General features: G+C 69.0%; 24 protein-coding genes and 1 tRNA gene. 19 read left to right on the forward strand and 6 right to left on the reverse strand.

From position 1 onward, the window contains the following. Positions 1-62: 62 nt before the first annotated feature. The 10 genes from E0W80_RS14385 to E0W80_RS14430 all read left to right on the forward strand — a co-directional run bounded on the left by E0W80_RS14385 (position 63) and on the right by E0W80_RS14430 (position 9,597). Positions 63-461, forward strand: coding sequence for a GntR family transcriptional regulator (locus tag E0W80_RS14385; protein WP_047523193.1), 399 nt, complete (start codon positions 63-65; stop codon positions 459-461). Beyond that, the gene (locus tag E0W80_RS14390; RefSeq protein ID WP_131493474.1) at positions 458-1,516 is read left to right on the forward strand and encodes a DUF1648 domain-containing protein; all 1,059 of its coding nucleotides are present in this window, start codon (positions 458-460) and stop codon (positions 1,514-1,516) included. Before E0W80_RS14385 ends, E0W80_RS14390 begins: the two co-directional genes overlap by 4 nt. After that, positions 1,513-2,460 (forward strand): type II CAAX endopeptidase family protein, encoded by a 948-nt coding sequence (locus E0W80_RS14395; protein WP_131493476.1) that lies wholly within the window; start codon positions 1,513-1,515, stop codon positions 2,458-2,460. The genes E0W80_RS14390 and E0W80_RS14395 overlap by 4 nt, the downstream gene beginning before the upstream one ends. 31 nt (positions 2,461-2,491) lie before the next feature. Next, positions 2,492-3,151, forward strand: coding sequence for an O-methyltransferase (locus E0W80_RS14400; RefSeq protein WP_131493478.1), 660 nt, complete (start codon positions 2,492-2,494; stop codon positions 3,149-3,151). A gap of 112 nt (positions 3,152-3,263) precedes the next feature. Next, positions 3,264-4,544, forward strand: a complete 1,281-nt coding sequence (eno, locus tag E0W80_RS14405) for a phosphopyruvate hydratase (RefSeq protein ID WP_131493480.1) — start codon at positions 3,264-3,266, stop codon at positions 4,542-4,544. Positions 4,545-4,624: 80 nt separating this feature from the next. Further along, the gene (locus E0W80_RS14410) at positions 4,625-5,179 is read left to right on the forward strand and encodes a septum formation initiator family protein (RefSeq protein ID WP_240740542.1); all 555 of its coding nucleotides are present in this window, start codon (positions 4,625-4,627) and stop codon (positions 5,177-5,179) included. Positions 5,180-5,226: 47 nt separating this feature from the next. Further along, the gene (locus E0W80_RS14415; RefSeq protein WP_131493483.1) at positions 5,227-5,769 is read left to right on the forward strand and encodes a DUF501 domain-containing protein; all 543 of its coding nucleotides are present in this window, start codon (positions 5,227-5,229) and stop codon (positions 5,767-5,769) included. Beyond that, positions 5,766-7,073, forward strand: a complete 1,308-nt coding sequence (locus tag E0W80_RS14420; protein WP_131493485.1) for a S8 family serine peptidase — start codon at positions 5,766-5,768, stop codon at positions 7,071-7,073. Before E0W80_RS14415 ends, E0W80_RS14420 begins: the two co-directional genes overlap by 4 nt. A gap of 25 nt (positions 7,074-7,098) precedes the next feature. Beyond that, positions 7,099-8,610 carry an FAD-dependent oxidoreductase gene (locus tag E0W80_RS14425; RefSeq protein ID WP_131493487.1) on the forward strand — a complete coding sequence of 504 codons (1,512 nt, stop codon included), beginning with the start codon at positions 7,099-7,101 and terminating at the stop codon, positions 8,608-8,610. A 321-nt stretch (positions 8,611-8,931) separates the two neighbouring features. Continuing rightward, the gene (locus E0W80_RS14430; protein ID WP_131493489.1) at positions 8,932-9,597 is read left to right on the forward strand and encodes a DedA family protein; all 666 of its coding nucleotides are present in this window, start codon (positions 8,932-8,934) and stop codon (positions 9,595-9,597) included. 6 nt (positions 9,598-9,603) lie between these two features. On the opposite strand, the gene E0W80_RS14435 is transcribed toward E0W80_RS14430, so the two are convergent. Next, positions 9,604-9,676 (reverse strand) — tRNA-Leu (locus E0W80_RS14435). Between the two features lie 86 nt (positions 9,677-9,762). Here E0W80_RS14435 and E0W80_RS14440 point away from each other — a divergent pair. The 3 genes from E0W80_RS14440 (at position 9,763) to E0W80_RS14450 (ending at position 12,977) form a co-directional block, all read left to right on the forward strand. Beyond that, positions 9,763-11,010 carry an alanine racemase gene (locus tag E0W80_RS14440; protein WP_131493491.1) on the forward strand — a complete coding sequence of 416 codons (1,248 nt, stop codon included), beginning with the start codon at positions 9,763-9,765 and terminating at the stop codon, positions 11,008-11,010. Further along, positions 11,007-12,320 carry a D-arabinono-1,4-lactone oxidase gene (locus tag E0W80_RS14445; protein ID WP_131493493.1) on the forward strand — a complete coding sequence of 438 codons (1,314 nt, stop codon included), beginning with the start codon at positions 11,007-11,009 and terminating at the stop codon, positions 12,318-12,320. Before E0W80_RS14440 ends, E0W80_RS14445 begins: the two co-directional genes overlap by 4 nt. Before the next feature lie 90 nt (positions 12,321-12,410). Next, positions 12,411-12,977: a LemA family protein gene (locus tag E0W80_RS14450; protein ID WP_029262976.1), complete on the forward strand. Its 567-nt coding sequence runs from the start codon at positions 12,411-12,413 to the stop codon at positions 12,975-12,977. Positions 12,978-13,007: 30 nt separating this feature from the next. On the opposite strand, the gene E0W80_RS14455 is transcribed toward E0W80_RS14450, so the two are convergent. Together E0W80_RS14455 and E0W80_RS14460 are read right to left on the reverse strand one after the other, a co-directional pair. Then, positions 13,008-13,922 carry a hypothetical protein gene (locus E0W80_RS14455; RefSeq protein ID WP_131493494.1) on the reverse strand — a complete coding sequence of 305 codons (915 nt, stop codon included), beginning with the start codon at positions 13,920-13,922 and terminating at the stop codon, positions 13,008-13,010. Further along, positions 13,919-15,175, reverse strand: coding sequence for a crosslink repair DNA glycosylase YcaQ family protein (locus E0W80_RS14460; RefSeq protein WP_131493496.1), 1,257 nt, complete (start codon positions 15,173-15,175; stop codon positions 13,919-13,921). The genes E0W80_RS14455 and E0W80_RS14460 overlap by 4 nt, the downstream gene beginning before the upstream one ends. 89 nt (positions 15,176-15,264) lie before the next feature. Between E0W80_RS14460 and E0W80_RS14465 the strand changes: the two genes are divergently transcribed. Together E0W80_RS14465 and ilvA are read left to right on the forward strand one after the other, a co-directional pair. Next, positions 15,265-16,461, forward strand: coding sequence for an AI-2E family transporter (locus E0W80_RS14465; RefSeq protein WP_131493498.1), 1,197 nt, complete (start codon positions 15,265-15,267; stop codon positions 16,459-16,461). Then, a complete protein-coding gene (gene ilvA, locus E0W80_RS14470; RefSeq protein WP_047523205.1) occupies positions 16,458-17,687 on the forward strand; it encodes a threonine ammonia-lyase in 1,230 nt (409 codons plus the stop codon). Before E0W80_RS14465 ends, ilvA begins: the two co-directional genes overlap by 4 nt. A gap of 88 nt (positions 17,688-17,775) precedes the next feature. Here the strand turns inward: ilvA and greA are convergent, their stop codons facing one another. Both greA and E0W80_RS14480 read right to left on the reverse strand, forming a co-directional pair. After that, positions 17,776-18,264, reverse strand: coding sequence for a transcription elongation factor GreA (greA, locus tag E0W80_RS14475; RefSeq protein WP_047523206.1), 489 nt, complete (start codon positions 18,262-18,264; stop codon positions 17,776-17,778). Positions 18,265-18,361: 97 nt separating this feature from the next. Beyond that, complete coding sequence (locus tag E0W80_RS14480) at positions 18,362-18,748, reverse strand: DUF4307 domain-containing protein (RefSeq protein WP_047523207.1); 387 nt, start codon at positions 18,746-18,748, stop codon at positions 18,362-18,364. 68 nt (positions 18,749-18,816) lie between these two features. Between E0W80_RS14480 and E0W80_RS14485 the strand changes: the two genes are divergently transcribed. Then, positions 18,817-19,122 carry a hypothetical protein gene (locus E0W80_RS14485; RefSeq protein WP_131493500.1) on the forward strand — a complete coding sequence of 102 codons (306 nt, stop codon included), beginning with the start codon at positions 18,817-18,819 and terminating at the stop codon, positions 19,120-19,122. Positions 19,123-19,163: 41 nt separating this feature from the next. On the opposite strand, the gene E0W80_RS14490 is transcribed toward E0W80_RS14485, so the two are convergent. Continuing rightward, the gene (locus E0W80_RS14490; protein ID WP_131493502.1) at positions 19,164-19,895 is read right to left on the reverse strand and encodes a hemolysin III family protein; all 732 of its coding nucleotides are present in this window, start codon (positions 19,893-19,895) and stop codon (positions 19,164-19,166) included. Positions 19,896-19,992: 97 nt separating this feature from the next. Here E0W80_RS14490 and E0W80_RS14495 point away from each other — a divergent pair, with 97 nt between their 5' ends. The 3 genes from E0W80_RS14495 (at position 19,993) to E0W80_RS14505 (ending at position 23,483) form a co-directional block, all read left to right on the forward strand. Further along, positions 19,993-20,772 carry an isoprenyl transferase gene (locus E0W80_RS14495; protein WP_131493514.1) on the forward strand — a complete coding sequence of 260 codons (780 nt, stop codon included), beginning with the start codon at positions 19,993-19,995 and terminating at the stop codon, positions 20,770-20,772. Between the two features lie 39 nt (positions 20,773-20,811). Beyond that, positions 20,812-21,942: an aminotransferase class V-fold PLP-dependent enzyme gene (locus E0W80_RS14500; protein WP_131493504.1), complete on the forward strand. Its 1,131-nt coding sequence runs from the start codon at positions 20,812-20,814 to the stop codon at positions 21,940-21,942. A 254-nt stretch (positions 21,943-22,196) separates the two neighbouring features. Then, complete coding sequence (locus tag E0W80_RS14505) at positions 22,197-23,483, forward strand: PhoH family protein (RefSeq protein ID WP_227992061.1); 1,287 nt, start codon at positions 22,197-22,199, stop codon at positions 23,481-23,483. Positions 23,484-23,568: the final 85 nt, after the last annotated feature.

Raw genomic sequence — 23,568 nt, forward strand, 5'->3', positions numbered from 1 at the left:
AGGATTGTGACAGTTGTTCTAGTTCGCATAGAATAACTAGAGATTCGAGGGGAGGGGGCCACATGCTCATCCGTGTCGATGTCGACAGCCCGCGTGCGCTGTACGACCAGGTGGCGACCTCCGTCCGCTCCGACATCCTCGCCGGCGTCCTGGCTCCCGGGGACCGGCTCCCCGCGGCGCGCGATGTCGCCGAAGCGCTGTCGATCAATCAGCACACCGTGCTCCACGCCTACCAGCGGCTGCGCGACGAAGGGCTCGTCGACCTCCGCCGGGGCCGAGGGGCGGTCATCGCAGCATCGGCGGCACCGCTCGCCGAACTCGCCCATGACATCGACGACCTGGTGCGCCGCGCCGCTGCGCTCGGTGTCTCCGCCGATACGCTCGCGGGCATCGTGCGCTCCCATCGAGAGGTCCGCTCCGACCTCGACCACTCCGACCGTCGCGAGGAGGACTCGCCATGACCACCTACGACCTCACCCGCACGCCACCGCCGCTCCTGAAGCGCGCCCGACGGATGTTCTTCCTCGTCGCCGTGCTCGTGCCGATCGTGATCACGACGGTCGCGCTGGTGGTGCTGCTCTCCTGGTTGCCGTCGCTTCCGGAGCAGGTCGCGACCCACTGGGGTGTCGACGGCGCCGACGGGTTCGGACCCGCGGCCACGTATCTCTGGCTCCTGCTCGGGGTGGGCCTCGGGATCCCCGCGCTGATGGTCGTCACGACACTCGTCGCGGTCGGGTCGCACTGGGGCGGCGCAGCGCGGCTGATGGGTGCGCTCGCCGCCGGGATGGCGGCCTTCGCCGCGGTCACGAGCATCGGGTCGCTCGCGATCCAGCGCGATCTGTCCGAGTCCTCCGAAATCCCCGGCATCGGCGGTGTCGTCGCCGTTTCCTTCGTCGCGCTCCTCGTCGTCGCCGGAGCGGCCTGGGCCGTGCAGCCTCGCGTCCGCGCTCCCCGGGGCCGCACGCTCGAGCCGCGGTACGCAGTGCACATCGAGAAGGGGGAACGCGTCGTGTGGATCGCCACGACGAGCATGCCCCGCGGTGTGGTCGCCTTCCTCCTCGTCGTGCTGCTCGGACTCGTCGCGCTCGCCGCGTACCTGCTCGGGACCGGAACCGAGGGAGGAGGGATCGTCGCTCTCGTGGTGCTCGTCGTGGGCCTCTCGCTGGCGGCCACGGCCTCCTTCCGCGTCATGATCACGCCGGAGGGCTTCGCTGCGCGGGCGCTCCTGGGGTGGCCGCGGGTCCGTGTCCCGCTCGACGAGGTCGAGTCGGCGCGCGCCGTCGACATCTCGCCGTTCGGTGAGTTCGGCGGATGGGGATGGCGCGTCGCCGTCGACGGCCGTTCGGGTATCGTCCTGCGCCGGGGGCCGGCGATCGAGGTCTCGCGCCGCGGTCGACGTCCCTTCCTCGTGACGATCGACGGCGCAGAGGAGGCGGCCGCACTGCTGCAGGCGTATGTCGACCGCACGCGAACATCGGGCACGATGCCCACCGACACCGGAAAGGCGACGTCATGATCGACTCCACTCCACAACTGCGGCGCGTGCCCTGGGCCGCCGTCCTTCTCTTCGTCGTCGTGGCCTTCGCCCTGGCGTGGCTGGTGGCGCTGCCGCTGTGGCTCGGTGACGGACTCGCCGAACCGCTGACCGTCGTGCTGCTCCCGCTGATGATGTGCACTCCGGCGGTCGCCGCGGTCATCGTGACCTTCGCGATGGGGGTTCCCGGTCGGGGTGGGCGCGCCCGGTTCCTCGGACTCTGGCCGCTGCGTCCCGCGAAGCGCGTCGTATGGCTCATCGTCGTCGGATGGCTGGTTCCGCCCCTCCTGGTCGGAGCGAGCCTCCTCGTGGCGGCGGCGTTCGGCTTCGTGCAGTTCGACCCGACCTTCCCCGCCTTCGCCGCCGAACTCGAGAAGGCCGTCCCGGCCGGCACGCCGTTGCCCCCGGTCGGAATCCTCGTGTTCGCGCAGATCGCCGCGATCCCGGTCGGTGCGTTGATCAACAGCTTCTTCGCGTTCGGCGAGGAGCTCGGCTGGCGGGGCTGGCTGCTGCCGGCGCTGCGCCCGCTCGGGACCTGGCCCGCCCTGATCCTGAGCGGTGTGATCTGGGGCGCCTGGCACAGCCCGATCATCCTGCTCGGGTACAACTTCGGGCGCACCGACATCCTGGGCGTGGTGCTCATGATCGGCGGATGCGTCGCCTGGGGTGTCCTGTTCGGGTGGCTGCGTCTGCGCTCGGGGTCGGTGTGGCCCGCCGTGATCGCGCACGGATCGCTCAATGCCGCCGCCGGACTCGTGCTGATCTTCGCCGCCTCGCAGCCGGACATGGCTCTCGCCGGGCCGCTCGGGCTCGCCGGGTGGATCGTGCTCCTCCTCGTCGCGGTCGTGCTCGCGCTGACCGGGCAGTTCCGCACGCAGCCGGAACTCGCCGCTCCGGCACCCCGGCTCTCCCCGCCGCAGCCTTGACGGGCCGAGGCGTCGGGGGTTGGCTGAGGGCATGGAATCCACTCCCGCGGCCTGGTCGCAGACCGATTCGTTCCTCGCCGACACACTGATCGGCTCCGATGCCCACCTCGAGGCGGCGCTCACGGCCCAGCGGGCGGCGGGTCTGCCCGAGATCGAGGTCGCGCCCGTGGCGGGCAAGCTGCTGAACCTCCTCGTCCGGATCAGCGGCGCGCGACGGGTGCTCGAGATCGGCACGCTCGGCGGCTACTCCACGATCTGGCTCGCTCGCGCCGTCGGGCCCGAGGGGCGGGTGGTGACGGTCGAGGCGGAGCCCGACAACGCCGCCGTCGCCCGGGCGAGCATCGACGCGGCGGGCGTCGGCGATCGCGTCGACATCCGGGTGGGCAGGGGAGCGGACGTGCTCCCGAGCCTGGTCGGCGGTTTCGATCTGGTGTTCATCGACGCCGACAAGGAGTCCAACACGATCTACCTCGACTGGGCGGCGAAGCTCGGGCACGCGGGAACCGTGATCGTGCTGGACAACATCGGGCGCGAGGGGGAGATCGTGCGTGAGGACGCCGTCGACCCGAAGGTGGTCGGCACCCGTGACGGACTCCGGATGCTCGGGGAGGATCCGCGCTTCGACGCCACGGCGCTGCAGACCGTCGGGGTCAAGGGCTGGGACGGCTTCGCGATCGCGGTCGTGGTCTGACTGCGCGTACCGGGAGGAAAGAGTCCCTGGGCCGGTGAGGAGCGCGGGCTAGACTGGGCGCGGATCGACGACGCTCCACACCACGTTTTCCCCCTGAGCAAGGAGCACATCAGTGGCACTGATCGAGGCTGTAGGCGCACGCGAGATTCTCGACTCGCGCGGAAACCCGACCGTCGAGGTGGAGGTCCTCCTCGACGACGGCATCGTGCAGCGGGCGGCTGTCCCGTCCGGCGCATCCACCGGCGCGTTCGAGGCGTACGAGCTCCGCGACGGCGACAAGGACCGCTACGGCGGCAAGGGCGTGCTCAAGGCCGTCGAGGCCATCATCGATGAGCTCGGCCCGGCGATCGAAGGTGTCGAGGCGAGCGAGCAGCGCATCGTCGATGAGATCCTCAACGAGGTCGACGGCACCGAGAACAAGAAGCGCGTCGGCGCCAACGCCATCCTCGGCGTGAGCCTCGCGGTCGCCAAGGCTGCCGCCGACTCGGCCGATCTGCCGCTGTTCCGCTACCTCGGCGGCCCGAACGCGCACGTGCTGCCCGTTCCGCTGTTCAACGTCATCAACGGCGGCGAGCACGCCGACAACGGCATCGACATGCAGGAGTTCTTCCTCGCCCCGATCGGTGCGGAGACCTACTCCGACGCCCTCCGCTGGGGCGTCGAAACCTACCACGTGCTGCGCGCGGAGCTGAAGGCCGCGGGTTACGCGACCGGCCTCGGCGACGAGGGCGGCTTCGCCCCCGACCTGCCCAGCAACCGCGAGGGACTGGACTTCCTGGTGAAGGCGATCGAGAAGGCCGGCTTCACCCCCGGTACCGACATCGCGCTCGGCCTCGACGTCGCCGCCACCGAGTTCTTCAAGGACGGTGTCTACCGTCTCGACAACAAGGACTGGGACGCCGCCGCGCTCACCGAGTACTACGTCGGACTCGTCAACGACTTCCCGATCGTCACGATCGAGGACGCGCTGGCCGAGGACGACTGGGACAACTGGAAGCACCTCACCGACGTCCTCGGCTCCAAGGTGCAGCTGGTCGGCGATGACCTGTTCGTCACGAACCCGGCACGTCTGGCCGACGGCATCACGCGCGGCGTCGCGAACTCCCTGCTCGTCAAGGTGAACCAGATCGGGACGCTGACCGAGACGTTCGACGCGGTCAGCCTCGCTCAGCGCTCGGGCTACACGGCGATGCTCTCGCACCGCTCGGGCGAGACCGAGGACACCACGATCGCCGACCTCGTCGTCGCGACGAACGCCGGTCAGATCAAGGCGGGTGCGCCTGCCCGCAGCGAGCGCGTGGCGAAGTACAATCAGCTTCTGCGCATCGAAGAAGAGCTGGGAGATGCCGCGGTCTTCGCCGGTCGATCGGCGTTCCCGCGCTACCAGGCCTGAGCGCAGCCGAGACAGCGAGACATCTCGCCCGGCGGAGGATGCACGAACGACCCGCCGGGCAGCACGACGAAGGAGGAGCCGTGGTACGACGACCGGCTCCTCCTTCGGCGTCTCCCGCGCCGAAGACTCCGCGGACGACGGGGAAGTCGGCCACGAAGCCGAAGCCCGCGTCCGCATCGAGGTCGACGCGTGGCTCCGCTCCGCGTGTCGACGTCCGCGAATGGGCGGCGGGTATCCGTCTGTCCGCCTTCTCCGTCATCATGCTCTCGCTGGTGGTGCTCGGCGCGTGGGTCCTCGTGCCCACGCTCGGCACCTTCATCGATCAGCGCCAGAAGATCGCGGCGCTCGAGGCCTCCGTGCAGGTGAGCGAGGACGAGATCTCGGCGCTCATCGCAGAGCGGGACCGCTGGAACGACCCCGCCTACATCACCACCCAGGCTCGGGAACGGTTGTACTACGTGAAGCCGGGGGAGGTCGTGTACCTGATCGACAACGATCTCGATCCCTCCGCGCTGCCTCGTGAGCAGGCGCCGGTCAGCGACACCATCCAGGAGAAGCCCGCGGACTGGATGCCGCAACTGTTGCGCACGCTCGTCTCGACGGGCCTGAGCGACACGGCGGCGGTGGCTCGCTGAGGGGTCGCGTCGAGCATCTTCTCGGGCGGCTCCCGTACGCTGGAGAGGTGACCACGCCGCCGTTCCCCGCCCCCACTCCCGCCGAACTCGCCGTCGTATCGGCCCAGCTCGGCCGTCCCGCTCGGGGTGTGGTGGGCATCGCCGCCCGGTGCGCCTGCGGCAACCCGACGGTGGTCGCCACGACCCCCCGTCTTCCGGACGGCACTCCGTTCCCGACCTTCTATTACCTGACCCACCCGGCAGCGACCGCGGCCATGTCGACGCTCGAAGCCACGCAGGTGATGCCGGAGCTCGCCGCCCTGCTCGTCGACGACGAGGAGGTGGCCGCGGCCTACCTCGCCGCCCATCAGGCCTACCTCGGCGACCGCACGCGGTTCGGAGAGGTCCCCGAGATCGACGGCATCTCCGCCGGAGGCATGCCGACGCGCGTGAAGTGCCTCCATGCGCTCGCCGGACACGCTCTCGCGGCGGGCCCTGGAGTGAACCCCATCGGCGACGCCGCGCTGTCGCGCTCCTCGTGGTCCCCGACGGTCTGCCGGTGTGAGGACCCCGGCGCCGCCACGCGTGAAGAGGCGGCCCTCCCGGAATGACCGTGCGTCGGACGTTCCGCAGCGCTGCCGCCATCGTGGTGGTCGCGGCCTCCGTCCTGCTCCTCGGAGCCTCCGCGACCCCGCCGCCGATCCCGGATGATCCGGCCGACCCGACGCGTGCGTCGGAGTACTGGCTCGACGGAGCGCGGATCCGCGAGGCCTGGCAGACCACACGGGGCGAGGGCGTGACGATCGCCGTGATCGACACGGGCATCGGCAAGGTGCCACAGGTGTTCGGCGATGCCGTGGTGGGCGGGACCGACGTTTCCGGCGCGGGAACTCCGGACGGACGCACACCGCTGGGCGCGGTCGACGGCAACCATGGCTCCTGGGTGGCGTCGCTCGCTGCGGGGCGCGGCGCGGCGGACGGCACCGGCATGATCGGTGTGGCGCCCGAGGCGAACCTGCTGTCGATCTCCGTGGGGTTCGGTGCGGCCGCGGCCGTCCCATTCACGGAGCAGGTCGCGAAGGGCATGCGCTGGGCCGTCGACAACGGCGCCGACATCATCAACCTCTCCTTCACGACGAACACGCTGGATTGGGACGAGAGCTGGGACGATGCGTTCCTGTACGCCTTCGAGCACGACGTCGTCGTGGTCGTCGCTGCAGGGAACAGGGGGAGCGGGACGAACATCATCGGCGCCCCGGCCACGATCCCCGGTGTGCTCACGGTCGGCGGGGTGGACCAGACGGGTACGGCGAGTGTCGAGGCCTCCACGCAGGGCATCACGATCGGCATCTCGGCGCCCAGCGAGGGCTTGATCGGCGTCTCGGCCGACGGGACGATCCAGCCCTGGCGCGGAACGAGCGGCGCGGCCCCCATCGTCGCCGGCGTCGCAGCGCTGATCCGTTCGGCGCACCCCGACATCAAGGCGATTGACGTGATCAACCGGATCGTCCAGACGGCCATCCCGGTTCCGGATGCCGTCAAGCCGCGGGATCCGCTCTACGGCTACGGGCTCGTGGATGCGGCGGCGGCGATCTCCGCGGACATCGCGCCGGTGACCGAGAACCCGATGGGCGATCTCGCCGAGTGGATCCGGTGGTTCCGCCGCGCGGAGGCGAAACCGGAACCCGAGGCGTCCGTCACACCGGTTGCCGTGCCGCCTCTCCCGGCCGCGGACGCGCCCAGCGAGGCCGGTTCACCGTTGCTTCCCAGCGCTGATTCGCTGCGTTACGGTACCCTGCCGCTCATTGCGCTCACGGTCCCTGGTATCCTGATAGCGCTTGGCGTCACCGCAGCTGCCCGGCGCATCCGATCGGCGCGCGTTCCCGTACGCCAAATCCCCGACTCCGAGGAGTAGTTCTTCTGTGCCTCAGAACAGCACTGTGCCCAAGATTCTGATCGTCGGCGGAGGGTACGCAGGTTTTTACACTGCGTGGAAGCTCGAGAAGCACCTGCGCAAGGGTGAGGCCGACGTAACGATGGTCGACCCGCTGCCGTACATGACCTACCAGCCGTTCCTCCCCGAGGTCGCCGCCGGTTCGATCGAAGCGCGGCACTCGGTGGTCGCCCACCGTCGTCACCTTAAGCGCACGCACGTCCTCACCGCGAAGGTGACGAACATCAACCACGCGCAGAAGGTCGCGACGATCACGCCGCCCGTGGGCGAGCCGCACGAGTTCGCGTACGACCAGATCGTCGTCACCGCCGGAGCGGTATCGCGCACGTTCCCGATTCCCGGGATCGCCGACAACGCGATCGGGCTGAAGACGATCGAGGAAGCCGTCGCGATCCGCGACAAGGTGATGTCGAACTTCGACAAGGCGGCGTCGCTGCCGGCCGGCCCGGAGCGCGACCGCCTGCTGTCCGTCGTCGTCGTCGGTGGCGGTTTCGCCGGCATCGAGGTGTTCGCGGAGCTGCGCTCGCTCGCCTCCTCGCTCGTCGGCAAGTACCCGCAGCTGAGCTTCGAGGACACGCACTTCCACCTCATCGAGGCCATGGGGCGCATCATGCCCGAGGTCTCGCTGAAGACCAGCGAGTGGGTGCTGAAGGACCTCGCCAAGCGTGGTGCCAACGTGCACCTCGACACCCAGGTCACCGGGGCGATCGACGGCAACGTCGAGCTCTCCACGGGCGAGGTCATCCCGACCGACGTCATCGTGTGGACCGCCGGTGTCATGGCCAACCCGACGGTGGTGCGGGGCGGAGACCTTCCCGTCGAGGAGCGCGGTCGCATCCAGACCCGCGCCGATCTGCGCGTCGGTACCCCCGAGGCCTTCGTCGAGGGTGCCTGGGCCGCGGGTGACGTGTCCGCTGTGCCCGACCTCTCCGGCGGGGGAGTCGGCGGCTTCTGCGTGCCGAACGCTCAGCACGCGGTCCGTCAGGCGAAGCTCCTCGCCAAGAACCTCGTCGCCGTCCTGCGCGGAGAGAACCCCAAGGAGTACTTCCACAAGAACCTGGGCGCCGTCGCGGGCCTCGGCCTCTACAACGGTGTCTTCCAGTCCGGCAAGATCGCCCTCAAGGGCTTCGTGGCCTGGGTCGCGCACCGTGGCTACCACGGCCTCGCGATGCCGACGTGGGAGCGCAAGTTCCGCGTGATCTGGGGCTGGTGGAACAACCTGTGGCTGGGCCGCGACCTGGTGAACCTCGAGACCGTGCAGAACCCGCGTTACGTGTTCGAGGAGTTCGCCGCCCGCCCGCGTCCGGCTGCTCCCGCGGCGCCGGCTGCGGACACGGCTCCGGCCGCGAAGTCCGAGCCTCCCGTCAAGAAGTCTGCGGCCAAGGTTTCCGACGCCGACGGTGAGCCGGAGGCGAAGAAGCCGGCGACCAAGAAGTCTCCCGCCAAGAAGGCTCCCGCGAAGAAGGCCGCTGAACCCGTCGAGGCTTCGGCGAAGTAGTCGGGCGCTCTCGCGTCTGCGGAACGGCCCCGTGCGCTCAGCGCCGGGGCCGTTCCTCGTTTTCTCGGCACCTGTGCGTTTCCGAGGCGTTGCTCAGGCGTGCTCCGATAGTGTCGTCACCGCGAAGGGGAGTACTCCCGTCTGCAGCGTCGTCGTCATTACGAGCACGAGAATGTGCTCCGGCCCGCTGGCCCGCGAGGGTGGAGGAGACCTTGGCACCCGCATCGCGGGCCGCCGAGAAACCCCTGCCGTCTTCTCCGACGTGGGGATGCCCGGTGGTCTGCTCCACGAAGGGACCACCATGGGAAGGCTCGCCCACTGATGCTTCTGTCCATCGACACCGATCACGGCTTCACCGGCCTCACCGGGTTCGCGGCCGATGTGCTCATCGCTCTCGGCGACTTCGGCGTCGGCCTTCTGGTCTTCCTCGAAGTGCTGATCCCGCCGATCCCGAGCGAGGTGATCCTTCCGTTCGCGGGGTACCTGAGCCAGAGCGGACAGCTGAACCTGGGCTGGCTCATCTTCTGGAGCACGCTGGCATCGTGGATCGGTGCGCTCCTGCTCTACGGCCTCGGCGCAGCGATCGGGATGCACCGGGCGGTGCGTCTGCTCGCGGCGACGCGTCTGGTGAGCCGCTCGGACCTGGAGCGCGGATCCGAGTGGTTCGTGCGCAGCGGCGCGTGGACGGTGCTGGTCGGGCGCATGGTGCCCGGCGTGCGCAGCCTCATCTCGATCCCCGCCGGTGCTGCTCGCATGAACCTGGTGACCTTCAGCCTCTTCACGATCATCGGCAGCGGGCTCTGGAACACGCTGCTCCTGGGGGTCGGCGCGGCCCTGGGCACACAGCACGAGCAGCTGGAGCAATATCTCGGCTATCTCGACTACGCCGTCTACACGGCGATCGCGATCGCCCTCGTCGTGCTGGTCGTGCGTCGGATACGTGAGGCGGCGGGTGAGCGGAAGAAGCTCGCACGCGCACAGGACTGAAAGCGGTGCCCCCGCTGGGACTCGAACCCAGACTGAAGCGATTTTAAGTCGCCTGCCTCTGCCATTGGGCTACGGGGGCCTGCTCGTCAGCCTAGCCCGGTCAGAGGATGCGACCCGGTGCCGTCGGGGGTGATCCGGAGTACGAGGAGGCCGTAGGGTGGGGGAGTGCTCGACCTCATCGACGAACTGAGCCCGGCCCCCGGCGCGCTCGCGGTCGCCCCCGAATGGGAGGATCCGGCCCGCTATTGGCCGCGCCTCTCCGCCGTGACGGGCCAGCTGCCGGCGCCCGTCGCGGTGATCGACCGGGAAGCGCTCCGCTACAACGCCATGGATCTCCTGGTCCGCGCCGGTGGACTTCCGATCCGCGTGGCGTCGAAGTCGGTGCGTGTGCGTGCAGTGCTCGATGCGGTGCTGAAACTCCCCGGGTTCCGGGGCATCCTCGCGTTCACGCTCGAGGAGGCGCTCTGGCTCGCTGAGACGCATGACGACATCATGCTCGGCTACCCGACCGTGGACCGCGCGGGGCTGGAGAAGCTCTTCGCCGACGAGCAGGCGGCGCAGCGCATCACGCTGATGGTCGATGACCTCGTCCACCTCGATGTGATCGACAGTGTCGCCGGACCGGGATCCCGTCCGGAGATCCGAGTGGCGATCGACGTCGACGCCTCGTGGCGCTCCTCGCTCCTCGGACACATCGGTGTGCGTCGCTCGGCTCTGTTCTCGGCGGGAGAGGTGGCCGCTTTCGCCCGAAAGGTCGTCGCGCGCCCGGGCTTCCGGCTGGTCGGACTGCAGATGTACGACGCGCAGATCGCCGGGCAGGGCGACGACGCCGGCCCCGACGCGCCCCTTATCCGGATGGTGCAGGCGCGCTCCCGCAACGAACTGCGGGAGCGTCGGGCGGACATCGTGGCCGCGGTCGGAGCGATCGCGTCTCTGGAGATCCTCAACGGCGGGGGGACGGGTTCGCTCGAGTTCACCGGGAGCGATGAGTCCCTCACCGAGGCGAGCGCCGGCAGCGGCCTGCTCGGAGGACACCTGTTCGACGGCTACCGCTCCTTCCGTCCCGCGCCGGCTTCCGCATTCGCGTTCGACGTCGTCCGACGCCCGGCCCCGGACATCGCCACCGTGCTCGGCGGCGGATGGATCGCCTCCGGGCCGGCCGTCGCCTCGCGCCAGCCGCGAGCCGTCTGGCCGCAGGGACTCCACACGCTCTCCCGCGAAGCGGCGGGTGAGGTGCAGACACCGCTGCAGGGTCCTGCCGCCAGGTCACTCGGAGTGGGGGATCGGGTCTGGTTCCGTCACGCCAAGAGCGGCGAGCCGGCGGAGCGCATCGACGGATACCACCTGGTGTCGGGTGAGGAGATCATCGACGAGTTGCCGACCTATCGCGGCGAGGGAAAGGCGTTCCTGTGACGAGAATCGGCGGATCCTGGCAGAACTGGGGCCGCTCGGCCTCGGTGCGGCCCGTGCGTGTGGAGCGTCCGCGCAGTCCGGAGGGTGTGCAGCGGGCGGTTCTGGCTGCGGTGAAGCAGGGGCTCAGCATCAAGGCGGTGGGCGCCGGACACAGTTTCACGGGCATCGCCGTGGCGCCGGGAGTCCTGCTCGAGCTCGACGATCTGCAGGGACTCGTCTCCGCGGATGCCGCAACCGGCCGGGTGACGCTTCTCGCAGGAACCCGGCTGCATCGGATCCCGCGCTTGCTCGCACCCTTCGGGCTCGCGATGGAGAACTTGGGGGACATCGACCGACAGTCGATCGCGGGTGCCATCTCGACCGGGACCCACGGCACCGGCGCCGGGTTCGGCGGGCTCGCGACCCAGGTCGTCGGAGTCACGATGGTCACGGCGGACGGCGAGTTCCTCCGCATCGATGACGAGCGCGAGAGTGAGCTGCTCCCGGCCGTCGCGCTCGGCCTCGGCGCGCTCGGGATCATCGTCGAAGTCACGCTCCAGTGCGTGCCGGCCTTCGTGATGCATGCGATCGATGAACCGGCTCCGCTCGACGACGTGCTCGAGACGCTCGAGGAGCGGGTGGCGGCGTCCGATCATTTCGAGTTCTACTGGTTCCCCCACACCGAGGTCGCCCTGACCAAGCGTCAGACCCGCCTGCCTGAGTCGACCGTGCGCCAGCCGCTCCCTGTCGTGGGGAGGTGGATCGACGAGACGCTCCTGTCCAACGGTGTGTATCGGATGGTGTGTGCCGCGGGACAAGCGGTTCCCGCGATCACCCCGCCGTTCAGCCGGCTCGCGGTCAGGCTCACGGGGAATCGCGAGTACACCGAGCTCTCGCACCGAGTGCTGATCCAGAGTCGCACCGTGCGATTCCGCGAGATGGAGTATGCGCTCCCCGCGGAGAACGTGGTGCCGGCGTTCGAGGCGGTGCGTGCTCTCATCGCCCGACGCGGGTGGCGGATCGAGTTCCCGATCGAGGTGCGCTTCGCCGCCAGCGACGACCGCTGGCTGTCGACGGCGCACGGGCGCGCGACGGCGTACATCGCCGTGCACCGGTACTGGCGGGCCGACCCGACCGAGTACTTCGGCGCGGTGGAGGAGATCATGCTCGAGTTCGGCGGTCGCCCGCACTGGGGCAAACTCCACACGCTGACCGAAGAGACGCTGCGCGAACGCTACCCGCGCTTCGAGGACTTCGTCGCGTTGCGTGACCGCCTCGACCCGGAGCGCCGGTTCGGGAACCGTTACCTGGAGCGAGTCCTCGGGAGCTGATCCGACGTCCGTGGAGAGTGCGTCGGCGCCCAGTCCACGTGCAGGGTGCGCGTCTAGGATGGGAGAAACACGAGGAAGGGTGGGCCTCTGATGGAATGGCTCGTGCCGGTACTGATCGTTGTCGGAGTGATCCTGCTCGCCGGCATCTATCTGTGGGCCACGTACAACTCGTTGGTGCAGCTCAAGGTGCGCGTCGATGAGGCGTGGAGCGGGATCACGGTGCAGTTGAAGCGACGAGCCGACCTCATCCCGAACCTGATCGAGACCGTCAAGGGCTACGCCTCCCATGAGAAGGCGGTCTTCGAGAACGTCACCCGTGCGCGCGCCGAGACGCTCTCGGCCGGTGGGCCCGGCGAGGCGGGCATCGCCGAGGGACACCTGCAACAGGCCCTGCGCAGTCTGTTCGCGGTCGCCGAGGCATACCCGCAGCTGCAGGCCAGCACCAACTTCCTCCAGGTGCAGCAGGCACTCGTCGACACCGAGGACAAGATCCAAGCCGCGCGCCGGTTCTACAACGGCGGTGTGCGCGAGCTCAACACCAAGATCAAGGTTTTTCCGAACAACCTGTTCGCGAAGGGGCTGGGCTTCACCGAGCGCGAGTTCTTCGAGGTCGCCGACAGCAGCGCGATCTCCGAGCCGCCTCGCGTGCAGTTCTGACGGAGCGCGCAGTTCTGACGGAGAGCGCACTCACCAGACGGACAGCACCAGGCCCTCGTCGGTGAAGGTCACGTCTCCGCGCACGCCCCAGGAATCCGTGCGGTACGTCGTGGTGCGCGCCGCGCCGTCCTGACCGGTGCCGACCAGCGTGGCGACGAGTGCCCCGCCGTGGGCGCGGAACCCGGTGCCGTCGAGCGTCACGGTCGGCAGCTCGTCGACGCGGTAGCGGAACTCCGACACCGCGCGGAACTCGGTGCCCCACGGGATCCGGATTCCGCACCCCTCGGGTGCCGCGTCCGACGACGTCGTGCACGCCGCGAGGTAGTCGTCGAGTTGCTTCTGCGCCGCGACCGTCGCCTCCGGTCGGAGCGTTGCCTCCACGGCGAGCTCCGACTCTTCGCCGGGGAGCACCACCAGCGCGCTGCGGCCGTCGAGCAGTGCGACCGGCGCGGGGGCGACCGAGTAGGCGGCAGGGAGCAGGGAGGCCTTCTCTGCGGTCGGCAGGGTCTGCTCGCCGACCGCGACGAAGGAGCCGATCGTGGTTGTGGGCGTCACCGTGCCCAGGCCGGACGCGTCGACGGTCCAGCGTCCGCCGACAGGCGTCAGAGACAGCTCTGCCGTGTGTTCCTCACCGTCGAGCACGAACGAGATCCCCACGGTCGCTTCTTCACCGCCGCGTGCGCGTCGGTCGTCGCTCGCCGATGTCACCACGGCGTCTTCGATGACACCGGTCGCGGCGGCGAACGCGGTGAGAGCATCGGTGGAGACGTCGACTCCCGTCGCCTCGACGGCATCGGGATCACCGGATTCGAGCGCCCGGAGATAGCTGATGGCGGCATCCTCCGGCGTCGGGGAACCTGAGGTCGACTCCCAGATCCAGACGGCGGCACCCACGAGCACGACTCCTGCGGCTCCGCCGATCACCCACCACCGAGCCCGACTCACGTCGCGCCCTCCCTGACATGTGCGTGCCGCCCGACGGAGCCACCGGCCCGGACCAATGCGCCGTGCACCTCGGCGGTGGCGTCGCCCCAGCCCGACACCGACACGTGCTCGAGACCCTGCCAGTGCGCGGCGAGCATCAGTTCGGCGGCGATCGCATCGGCATCTTCCGGGCGGGCGTGGGGTTCCCACCAGGCGGACTGCACCTGAAGGGTGGAGGTGGCGCGATCGGCCTTGAGATCGACGCGCGCGACGATGCGGTCGCCCACGAGGACCGGGAGCGAGTAGTAGCCGAACCGACGCTTCTCGGCGGGCACGTAGATCTCGATCCGGTAATCGAGGTCGAAGATGCGAAGAGCGCGCTCGCGGAACCAGACCACCGGATCGAACGGCGTCAGCAGGGCTGCCGCGTCGACTCTGCGAGGGAGCACGGCGTCACGGTGTCGCCAGGCGGGGAGCGGGCGTCCGCCTCGTTCCCATCCGCGGACCTGCACCGGGATCAGCTCACCCTCGTCGACCAACGCGGCGATCGATCGCGCGATCGTGGCGCGATCGCGGATCCGGTAGTAGTCGGCGAGGTCGGACTGCGTCGCGACGCCGCTCGAGCGGGCGGCACGGCGCGTCAGCTCGAGGATCGCGTCGGCGCGCGAGACCTCCTGCGAACGGATCGGGTCGGGGATGACCTGCTCGGCAAGGGCGTACGTCCGCTCGAAGCCCTTGCGCCCACTGACGGCGACGTCTCCCGTGCGCCAGAGGTGCTCGAGCGCCAGCTTGACCTCGTCCCAGTCCCACCAGGTGCCTCGTTCGCGGGGCGCGTCCGCGCGGAGGTCGGCCGGGCGCAGCGGACCTCGGGAGCGCAGTTCGTCTTGCACCCACGCCACGGTGCGGGCGTTGCGGCTCAGCCAGGAATCCTCGTCCGCCCAGCGCCGACGGAAGTCCTCCATGCGAAAACGCCAGAGCGGCCAGTCCGCGATCGGGATGAACGTCGCCTCGTGCGCCAGGTACTCCACGTAGTGCGTGGTGCGGGAGAGGAAGACCCGGTCCAGGAGAGCGGGGTCGTAGTCGCCGAGACGGGAGAACAGCGGCAGGTAGTGGGAGCGCGCGAACACGTTCACGGAGTCGATCTGCAGCACGCCGAGACGATCCATCACCCGATGCACGTGGCGCGCAGCGACCGAGGCAGGTCGCGCTCGCGTGAAGCCCTGAGCGGCCAGCGCGATGCGGCGCGCCTGGGTGGCGCTGAGGGATTCGGTCACGTCGTCAGCGTATCGCCGGCGTCCGACATCGCGATCCCGGCGGTGAAGGATGCGTCCAACGGCATACGGCATGACCGTAGACTTGGGCGATGAGTGAGGATCAGCGACCCCGGCTGCGAGATCTCTTCCGTCCGCGCCCGGTCTCCACGGACCGCACCGTGACGACCGAGGCCGACGAGGCGGTACCGCTGCCACTGCGGATCACGGCGAGCTACGCCTGGCGTCTGCTGCTCATCGCGGCGGCGATCGGCGTCTTCATCTGGCTGGTCATGCTGCTCAAGCTCCTGGTCATCCCGCTCATGGTCGGCATCCTCATCACCGCTCTGCTCTGGCCGGCGTTCTCGTGGATGCTGCGTCACGGCGTCCCGCGCTGGTTGGCGATCACGCTCTCCCTCATCGGCACAGCCGCCGTCGTCACGGGGCTGATGTGGCTGGTGGTCTGGCAGGTGCGCGCTCAGCTCCCTGACGTCCAGGCGCGATCGACCGAGGCGTTCGATCAGTTCCAGGTCTGGCTTCACGAAGGGCCGCTGAAGCTCTCCGACACGCAGATCGCCGACTACCTGCAGCAGGGACTCGACTTCCTCACCGAGCAGACCCAGGCCCTCTGGACGGGCGCTCTCGCCATCGGCACGACCGTCGGGCACGTCGCCACCGGCGCACTGCTGTCGCTGTTCATCCTCATCTGCCTGCTCGCCGACGGTGCGGGCATCTGGCGGTGGACGGTCAAGATCTTCCCGCGCAAAGCACGGCCGGCGGTCGATGGGGCCGCGCGTAACGGCTGGGCCACGATCGTGAACTACGCCCGCACCCAGTTGTTCGTGGCGACCATCGATGCGATCGGCATCGGGCTCGGAGCCTTCCTGCTCCAGGTGCCGCTCGCCCTTCCCGTCGCCGTCCTGGTGTTCCTCGGCTCCTTCATCCCGATCGTCGGTGCCGTCGTGACCGGCGCCGTGGCCGTCTTCCTCGCGCTCGTCTACAACGGTCCCTGGATCGCGCTGTGGATGCTCGTGGTCGTGCTGGCCGTCCAGCAGATCGAGGGGCACATCCTGCAGCCGATCATGATGGGCTCGGCGGTCAAGGTGCACCCCCTCGCCGTCGTCCTCGTGGTCGCGGGCGGCGCGATGATCGCGGGAATCCCCGGAGCCCTCTTCGCCGTACCGTTGGCGGCTTTCGTCAACGTCGCGGCGGTGACCATCAGCACGGGATCCTGGCGCACCGGCGCGGGCCCGAGCGGAGACCTTATCTGGAGCACAGTACCGCGCGAGCGGAGACGGAGGAATCGATGAGCGAAGTCCCCAGCCTGACCGAGTTCGAGCACGCAGCTCAGAGTCTGGCTGAGGTGATCTCGCACACGCCGACGCTGCCGTCGCGAGCGCTGTCGGACATCCACGGCAGCACGGTCCTGCTCAAGATGGAGAATCTTCAGCGCACGGGTTCCTTCAAGATCCGCGGTGCCGCGTACCGGCTGTCGCGGCTGAGCGCTGAGGAGCGCTCCCGCGGTGTCGTCGCCGCCTCCGCGGGCAACCATGCCCAGGGTGTCGCCCTCGCCGCCCAGGCTCTCGGCATCCCGGCCACGATCTTCATGCCGCTCGGCGTTCCCGTGCCCAAGCTCCTCGCCACCCGCGGGTACGGCGCAGAGGTCGTGCTGGAGGGGGAGACCGTCGCGACCTCGCTGCGTCTGGCGGCGGAATTCTCCGAGCGCACCGGGGCCGTGCTGATCCACCCGTTCGACCACCGCGACGTCGTGATCGGACAGGGAACGCTCGGCCTCGAACTGCTGGAGGATGCGCCGGACGTCGACACGGTCGTCCTCGGCATCGGGGGAGGCGGGCTCATCGCGGGTGTCGCCGCGGCCGTGAAGGCCCGAGCCGCCGAACTCGGGCGGACGGTACGCATCATCGGGGTCCAGGCGGAGAACGCCGCCGCCGTGCCGCCCTCGCTCGCGGCGGGGGAGCCGGTCGACATCGTCACTCGTCCGACCATCGCCGACGGCATCCTCGTCGCCCGTCCGGGAGCCGTCCCCTTCGAGATCATCAAAGACCTCGTCGATGAGGTGGTCACCGTCTCCGACGATGATCTCGCGCGGGCCATCCTCATCCTGCTGGAGCAGGCGAAGGTCGTGGTCGAACCCGCCGGTGCCGCGGGTGTGGCGGCGATCCTGGCCGGCAAGGTCTCCGGAACGGGAACGACGATGGCGGTGCTCTCCGGCGGCAACATCGACCCGCTCCTGTTGCAGCGCGTGGTCTCTCACGGCCTCGCGGCCTCCGGCCGGTACCTGACGATCCGGATTCCGCTCCCCGACCGGCCGGGGCAGCTCGCTCGTGTGTCGGAGCTCATCGCCGAAGCCGGGGCGAACGTCATCGAAGCCATGCACACGCGGCACGGTCACGGACTCCAGATCAGCGATGTGATCCTGGAGCTCAGCGTCGAGACACGGGGACCCGAGCATTCGGAGCACACGCTCGACACGCTGCGTCGCGCCGGGTTCGCGCCCATCCTCGTCCCGGATTGAGCACGAGCGCCCGGATCCTCCGCGGCCCCCCTCCACGCAGAAGCGCCCCCGCGTCCGAGAGGATGCGGGGGCGCTCGTCGACGGTGCGTCAGCCCGTGTAGGTCTCGACGTTCACGATCTCGACGTCGATGCTGCGTCCGTTCGGGGCCTCGTACGACGACTTCTCGCCGACCTTGAGGCCGAGGATCGCCTGGCCCAGCGGGCTGGCCTCGCTGTAGACGTCGAGGTCGCCGCCGGAAGCGATCTCGCGGCTGCCGAGGAGGAAGACCTCTTCGCCGCCGGCCACGAGCGCCGTGACGACGGTGCCGGGCTCGACGATCCCGCGGCTGGCCGGAGCTTCGCCGACCTTGGCGGTCTTCAACAGGCCCTCGAGGGTGCGGATGCGGGCTTCCTGCTTGCCCTGCTCGTCTTTGGCGGCGTGGTATCCGCCGTTCTCCTTGAGGTCGCCTTCTTCGCGGGCCGCCTCGATGCGCTTGGCGATCTCATCGCGACCGACGGTCGACAGGTGCTCCAGCTCGGCGACGAGCCGGTCATACGCCTCCTGCGTGAGAAAGGGGACCTGAGCATCGGTGGACATGGCGAAGCTCCTTCTTTCGGGATCCCACCGACGTGCTGCGGGGGATATGCCAAGACGCCCCGGCACGGTGCCGGGGCGTCGTCTGTCTGGCACGAGTCTAAGCGACCCAGCAGGTGTTCACCAAACCTGTCGTGGCCTGCGCGACGGTCGGGATGGTGACCGAGACGGCCTGGGAGTGGCTGTCTCCGGCGGCGATCTCGACGATCTTCCAGCCCACCACACCGAACTCCTCGTCGAGTGCTTCGAGGGCGCACACCACGTCCTTGCCCTGCACGCCGGTGACCTGGAAGCTCACATCGACGGAGTACTCATCGACGAGGGTGAAGCCGAGGTCGTCGGCGTCCACCGAGGCGATCGACTGCGATACGGTCATCCAGCTGAAGGCACCGATGACCACGAGCGCGACAGCGCCACCGATGATCCACGGCAGCCGACGCCGTCGCGTTCGGCCATAGCGTTCGTCGAGCTGCTGTGCGGTCGTCACTGGTGGGTCTTCCCGGTCGTTAGGCTGGTGTTACCAGGTTATGCGACCTGCGCACGAAAGGCCGATTCATGCTCGCTCTGACCGAGACCCCGATGCCGACGCCATCCATGACCGTGGCACCGGAGGCCGTCACGCCGGGCTTCATCGGCTTCGCCGCCATCGTCGTCGTCGTGATCGCGGTGATTCTGCTGATCTGGGACATGAATCGTCGCATCCGCCGGGTCCGTTACCGCGACGAGGTGCGGGAAGAGCTCGACGCTGAGGAAGCCGCGCGAGCCGCGGCCGCAGGGGAGGGCGGCACGTCCGCTCCGGACTCGCCCTCACCCGATGGGGCGAGCACCCGCGACGGGGACGACAACCCCCCGACACGCTGAGAGACCCTGCGTGGCGGATGGGGAGCCGTACCACGCAGAGGCTACGGCGCGCCCAGCGAGGGCGACAGCGGGGCGAGGGTGATGAGCAGACACGCGGTCCAGTGGCAGAGGAACGCGAGCACCGTGCACACATGGAAGATCTCGTGGAAGCCGAAATGGCCGGGCCACGGATTGGGCCTCTTCAGCGCGTAGACGACGGCGCCGCCCGTGTAGAGGAGGCCGCCGACGATCACCAGCACCATCATCGCGAAGTTCGCGTTCATGAGGTCGACGATGTACATTACCGCTGCCCAGCCGAGCAGCAGGTAGAGGGCGACGTAGAGCCAGCGCGGGGCGTTGATCCAGAACACGCGGAAGAGGATGCCCACCAGAGTTCCGCCCCAGACCACGCAGAGCAGCAGCAGGCCCTTGTCCGGGGCCAGCGCCAGTGTCGCCAGGGGAGTGTAGGTCCCGGCGATCAGCAGCAGGATGTTGGCATGGTCGATCCGCTTCAGGACGACCTTCACCCGGGGGGACCAGTCGAACCGGTGGTAGAGGGCGGAATTGCCGAACAGCAGCAACGACGTGAGCATGAACACGGCGGACGCCCATTTCGCCGGGGCGCCGTCGGCCACGATGATCAGGACGATGCCGGCGGCGATGGCCACCGGGAAAGTGGCGGCGTGGATCCAGCCTCGCCAGGTCGGCTTGATATCGACCGCAGCATCCACGGCGGCGGCATCGAGAAGCGGCAGCTGGGGGACATCGGGACCGGACTGCTCGGGTGTGCTCACGTGCTCACTCTAAGCGGCGTGGCATTCCCTGCAGGGCACATATCCTCAGCATCCGCACACGGTGGCCGAGAGGCCGGCACGATAGTGTAGCGGGGTGATATCACGCGAGAATCCGGTGCGGGGACCGCTGTATCGGCTCTACACCAGTCGGCTGCGTCGCGATCTCGATCCTGCGTCGGTGCCGCATCACGTCGCGATGATGATCGACGGCAACCGGCGCTGGGCGCGTCAGCTCGGGTACGCCACACCTGCCGAGGGATATCGGGCGGGCGCGGCGAAGATGCACGAGTTCCTCGGCTGGTGCGACGAGCTCGGCGTACGAGTCGTCTCGCTGTATCTGCTCTCCAGCGACAACCTGCGAAAGCGGGACTCCGCCGAGCTCGCCGACCTCATCGAGATCATCGCTGAGCTGGCGGAAGCTCTGTCGCAGGAGGGGAACTGGCGCGTCAAGCACGTCGGACGATCCGACCTCCTGCCGCCGGAGCTCGCGCGCGTGCTCGCAGACGCGGAGGAGCGGACGAAGGGTCACAGCGGACTCCACGTGAACCTCGCGGTCGGGTACGGCTCACGCAACGAGATCGTCGACGCGGTGCGGAGCATCATCACCAAGCACGAGGCCTCGGGCGGAACGCTGGAAGACCTCGCCGCCCAGCTCACCCCGGAGATGATCGGCGAGCACCTCTACACCGGAGGACAGCCCGATCCCGATCTGGTGATCCGGACGAGCGGCGAGCAGCGGCTCAGCGACTTCCTGCTCTGGCAGAGCGCGCACAGCGAGTTCTACTTCGTGGAAGCGCTGGGGCCCGATCTCCGGCAGGTGGACTTCCTCCGCGCCATCCGCGACTATGCCGACCGCGACCGCAGATACGGCCGGTGACCGTCCGCGCGATGCACGGCGCCGTGCCACAATGACGCAGTGACCACTTTCCAGGACTACGTCGACACCTTCGACAATGAGTCCGGCTATCTGAACTGGGCCGCCTTCGGCCCGCTGTCGCCCTCCGTGCGCGAAGAGGTCTTCGCCGACGCCGACCTTCTCGGCAGCGGACGCCCGTCTTCGCTGTCGCTCGTCGCCGAACGGATCGGCCAGGCACAGGAGCTCGTCGCAGAACTCCTCGGCGGCGAGGCGGACGACGTCACGCTCCAGCCCTCGTCGACCCACGGGCTCATGCACGCCCTGTATGGGCTCAAGGGCGCCGTCATCGCGAGTACGGCGGAGTTCCCCAGTGTCAGTCTCACCGTGGAGCGGGCCGCATCGGCGTCGGACCGCGCCGTGACGCCGCGATGGATCACCCCCGCAGACGGACGCGTGACCACCGACGCCGTCGCCGAGGCGCTGGACGACGACGTGGTCGCGCTCGCCGTGAGCCACGTCGACTTCCGTACGGGCTATCGGGTCGATCTCGCGGCACTTCGTGAGCTCATCGGCCCCGATCGCCTGCTCATCGTCGATGCCGTCCAGTCCTTCGGCATCATGGACATCGACTACGGCCCGGCCGATGTCGTGGTGGGCCACGGCTACAAGTGGCTGCGCGCCGGGCGGGGCAGTGCCTTCGCGTGGTTCGCGCCGCGAGCACGGGAGCGGATCACGCCCGTGCTCTCCGGGATCACCGGGACCACCGCGACCGGATTGTTCGTCGACGAGCTTCCGGCGCCGGCGGCATCGGCGCGGGCGTACACGGTCAGCCAACCGGACACGCTCGCCGCCGGCCGACTCGCGATCGGTGTCCGCGATGTGCGGGATGCCGGCGTGGCCGCGATCGAGGCGCGTCTCGCCGAGCACGTCGACACCGTGATCGAGATCGCCGATCGTCACGGCATCGAGGTGAGCTCGCCGCGGGAGCGGGGAGAGCGGGCGGGCATCGTCGCCCTCGAGCCGGACGAACCGGCGCGTCTCGCCGCTGCTCTCGCGAACGCGGGTCTCGTGGTGACGGCACGCGGCTCCTCGGTGCGTCTCGCGCCGCACGCGGGAACCGATGCGGCCACTTTCGAGCTCCTCGATGAGGCGTTGCACGCATTCGGCAACGAGACGTTCACCAGCACGTAACGAAATCCACTGGCGTGTCGGTGTCGGGTACGCGCCTCGCGGTCGTACGTTCTAGGCATCGGGCAAGGCGCCCGGTCGGGTCGGCCTCAGGTTGACGACTCGTGACCCCCTGGTCGACTCGTTCGAATAGCCGGGATTCCCCGGGTCGGGAGTGGGTCGTGACCACACGTACAGCGCAGCAGGCCACCAGCACCGCGCAGCAGTCCACCCGTAAGACGACGAGACGCGCATCATCCGCGGAGCCTGATCAGGATCTGCGGACGTATGTCCTCGACACCTCGGTCCTGCTGAGTGATCCGCAGGCGTTCTTCCGGTTCGCCGAGCACTCGGTCGTCCTTCCAGTCGTCGTGATCACAGAGCTCGAGGGCAAGCGTCACGACCCGGAGATCGGCTACTTCGCACGCCAGGCGCTGCGACACCTCGACGACCTGCGCATCGAGCACGGGCGACTGGACTTCCCGGTCGAGGTCGGTGAAGGGGGCACGCTTCGCGTGGAGCTCGCGAACACCGACTCCTCGGTCCTCCCGGCAGGCATCCGGCTCAGCGACAACGACACGCGGATCCTGTCCGTCGCCATGCACCTCGCGCAGGACGGGCAGGACGTCACGATCGTCTCCAAGGACCTCCCGATGCGCGTGAAGGCGGCGTCGCTGGGGCTGCGCGCCGAGGAGTACCTCGCCGAGCAGGCCGTGGACTCCGGCTGGACCGGCATCTCGACGCTCGACCTCTCCGGCGACGACATCAGCGACCTGTACGAGAGCGAGGTCGGCATCAGCGAGGAGGCGCGGGGCCTTCCGGTCAACACGGGCCTGATCATCCACTCCGAACGCGGCTCCGCGCTCGGACGCGTCACCGGGGACGGCGAATACCGACTGGTGCGCGGCGACCGCGACATCTTCGGGATGCACGGTCGCTCGGCCGAACAGCGGATCGCGATCGACCTGCTCCTCGACCAGGAAGTCGGCATCGTCTCCCTCGGCGGTCGGGCCGGTACCGGCAAATCGGCACTCGCGCTGTGCGCGGGTCTCGAAGCGGTGCTGGAGAGGCAGCAGCAGAAGAAGATCATCGTGTTCCGGCCACTGTTCGCTGTGGGCGGGCAAGAGCTCGGCTACCTCCCCGGGGACCAGGGCGAGAAGATGGGGCCGTGGGGGCAGGCGGTGTTCGACACGCTCGGCTCGGTCGTCTCCGGCAACGTCATCGAAGAGGTCATCGAACGCGGATTGCTGGAGGTGCTGCCGCTCACCCACATCCGTGGTCGTTCCCTTCACGACGCATTCGTGATCGTCGATGAAGCGCAGTCGCTCGAACGCAACGTCCTCCTCACGGTGCTGAGTCGGATGGGCCAGAACTCGCGAGTCATCCTCACCCACGATGTGGGCCAGCGCGACAACCTCCGCGTCGGCCGGCACGACGGCATCGCCAGCGTGATCGAGACGCTGAAGGGACATGACCTCTTCGGGCATGTGACCCTGACACGCTCCGAGCGTTCGGCGATCGCAGCCCTCGTCACCGAGCTCCTGGAGGGTGGAGAGCTCAGCTGACGACGGGCGACAGCGGATGCCGCGCGGACTGCCCCGCGGCATCCGCTGTCGTGTGTCCGGGACCGTGCGCGGGTGGGGGCGGGGG

The organism is Microbacterium sp. PI-1 (genome assembly GCF_004337555.1).
In the GTDB taxonomy this organism is placed as follows: domain Bacteria; phylum Actinomycetota; class Actinomycetes; order Actinomycetales; family Microbacteriaceae; genus Microbacterium; species Microbacterium aurugineum.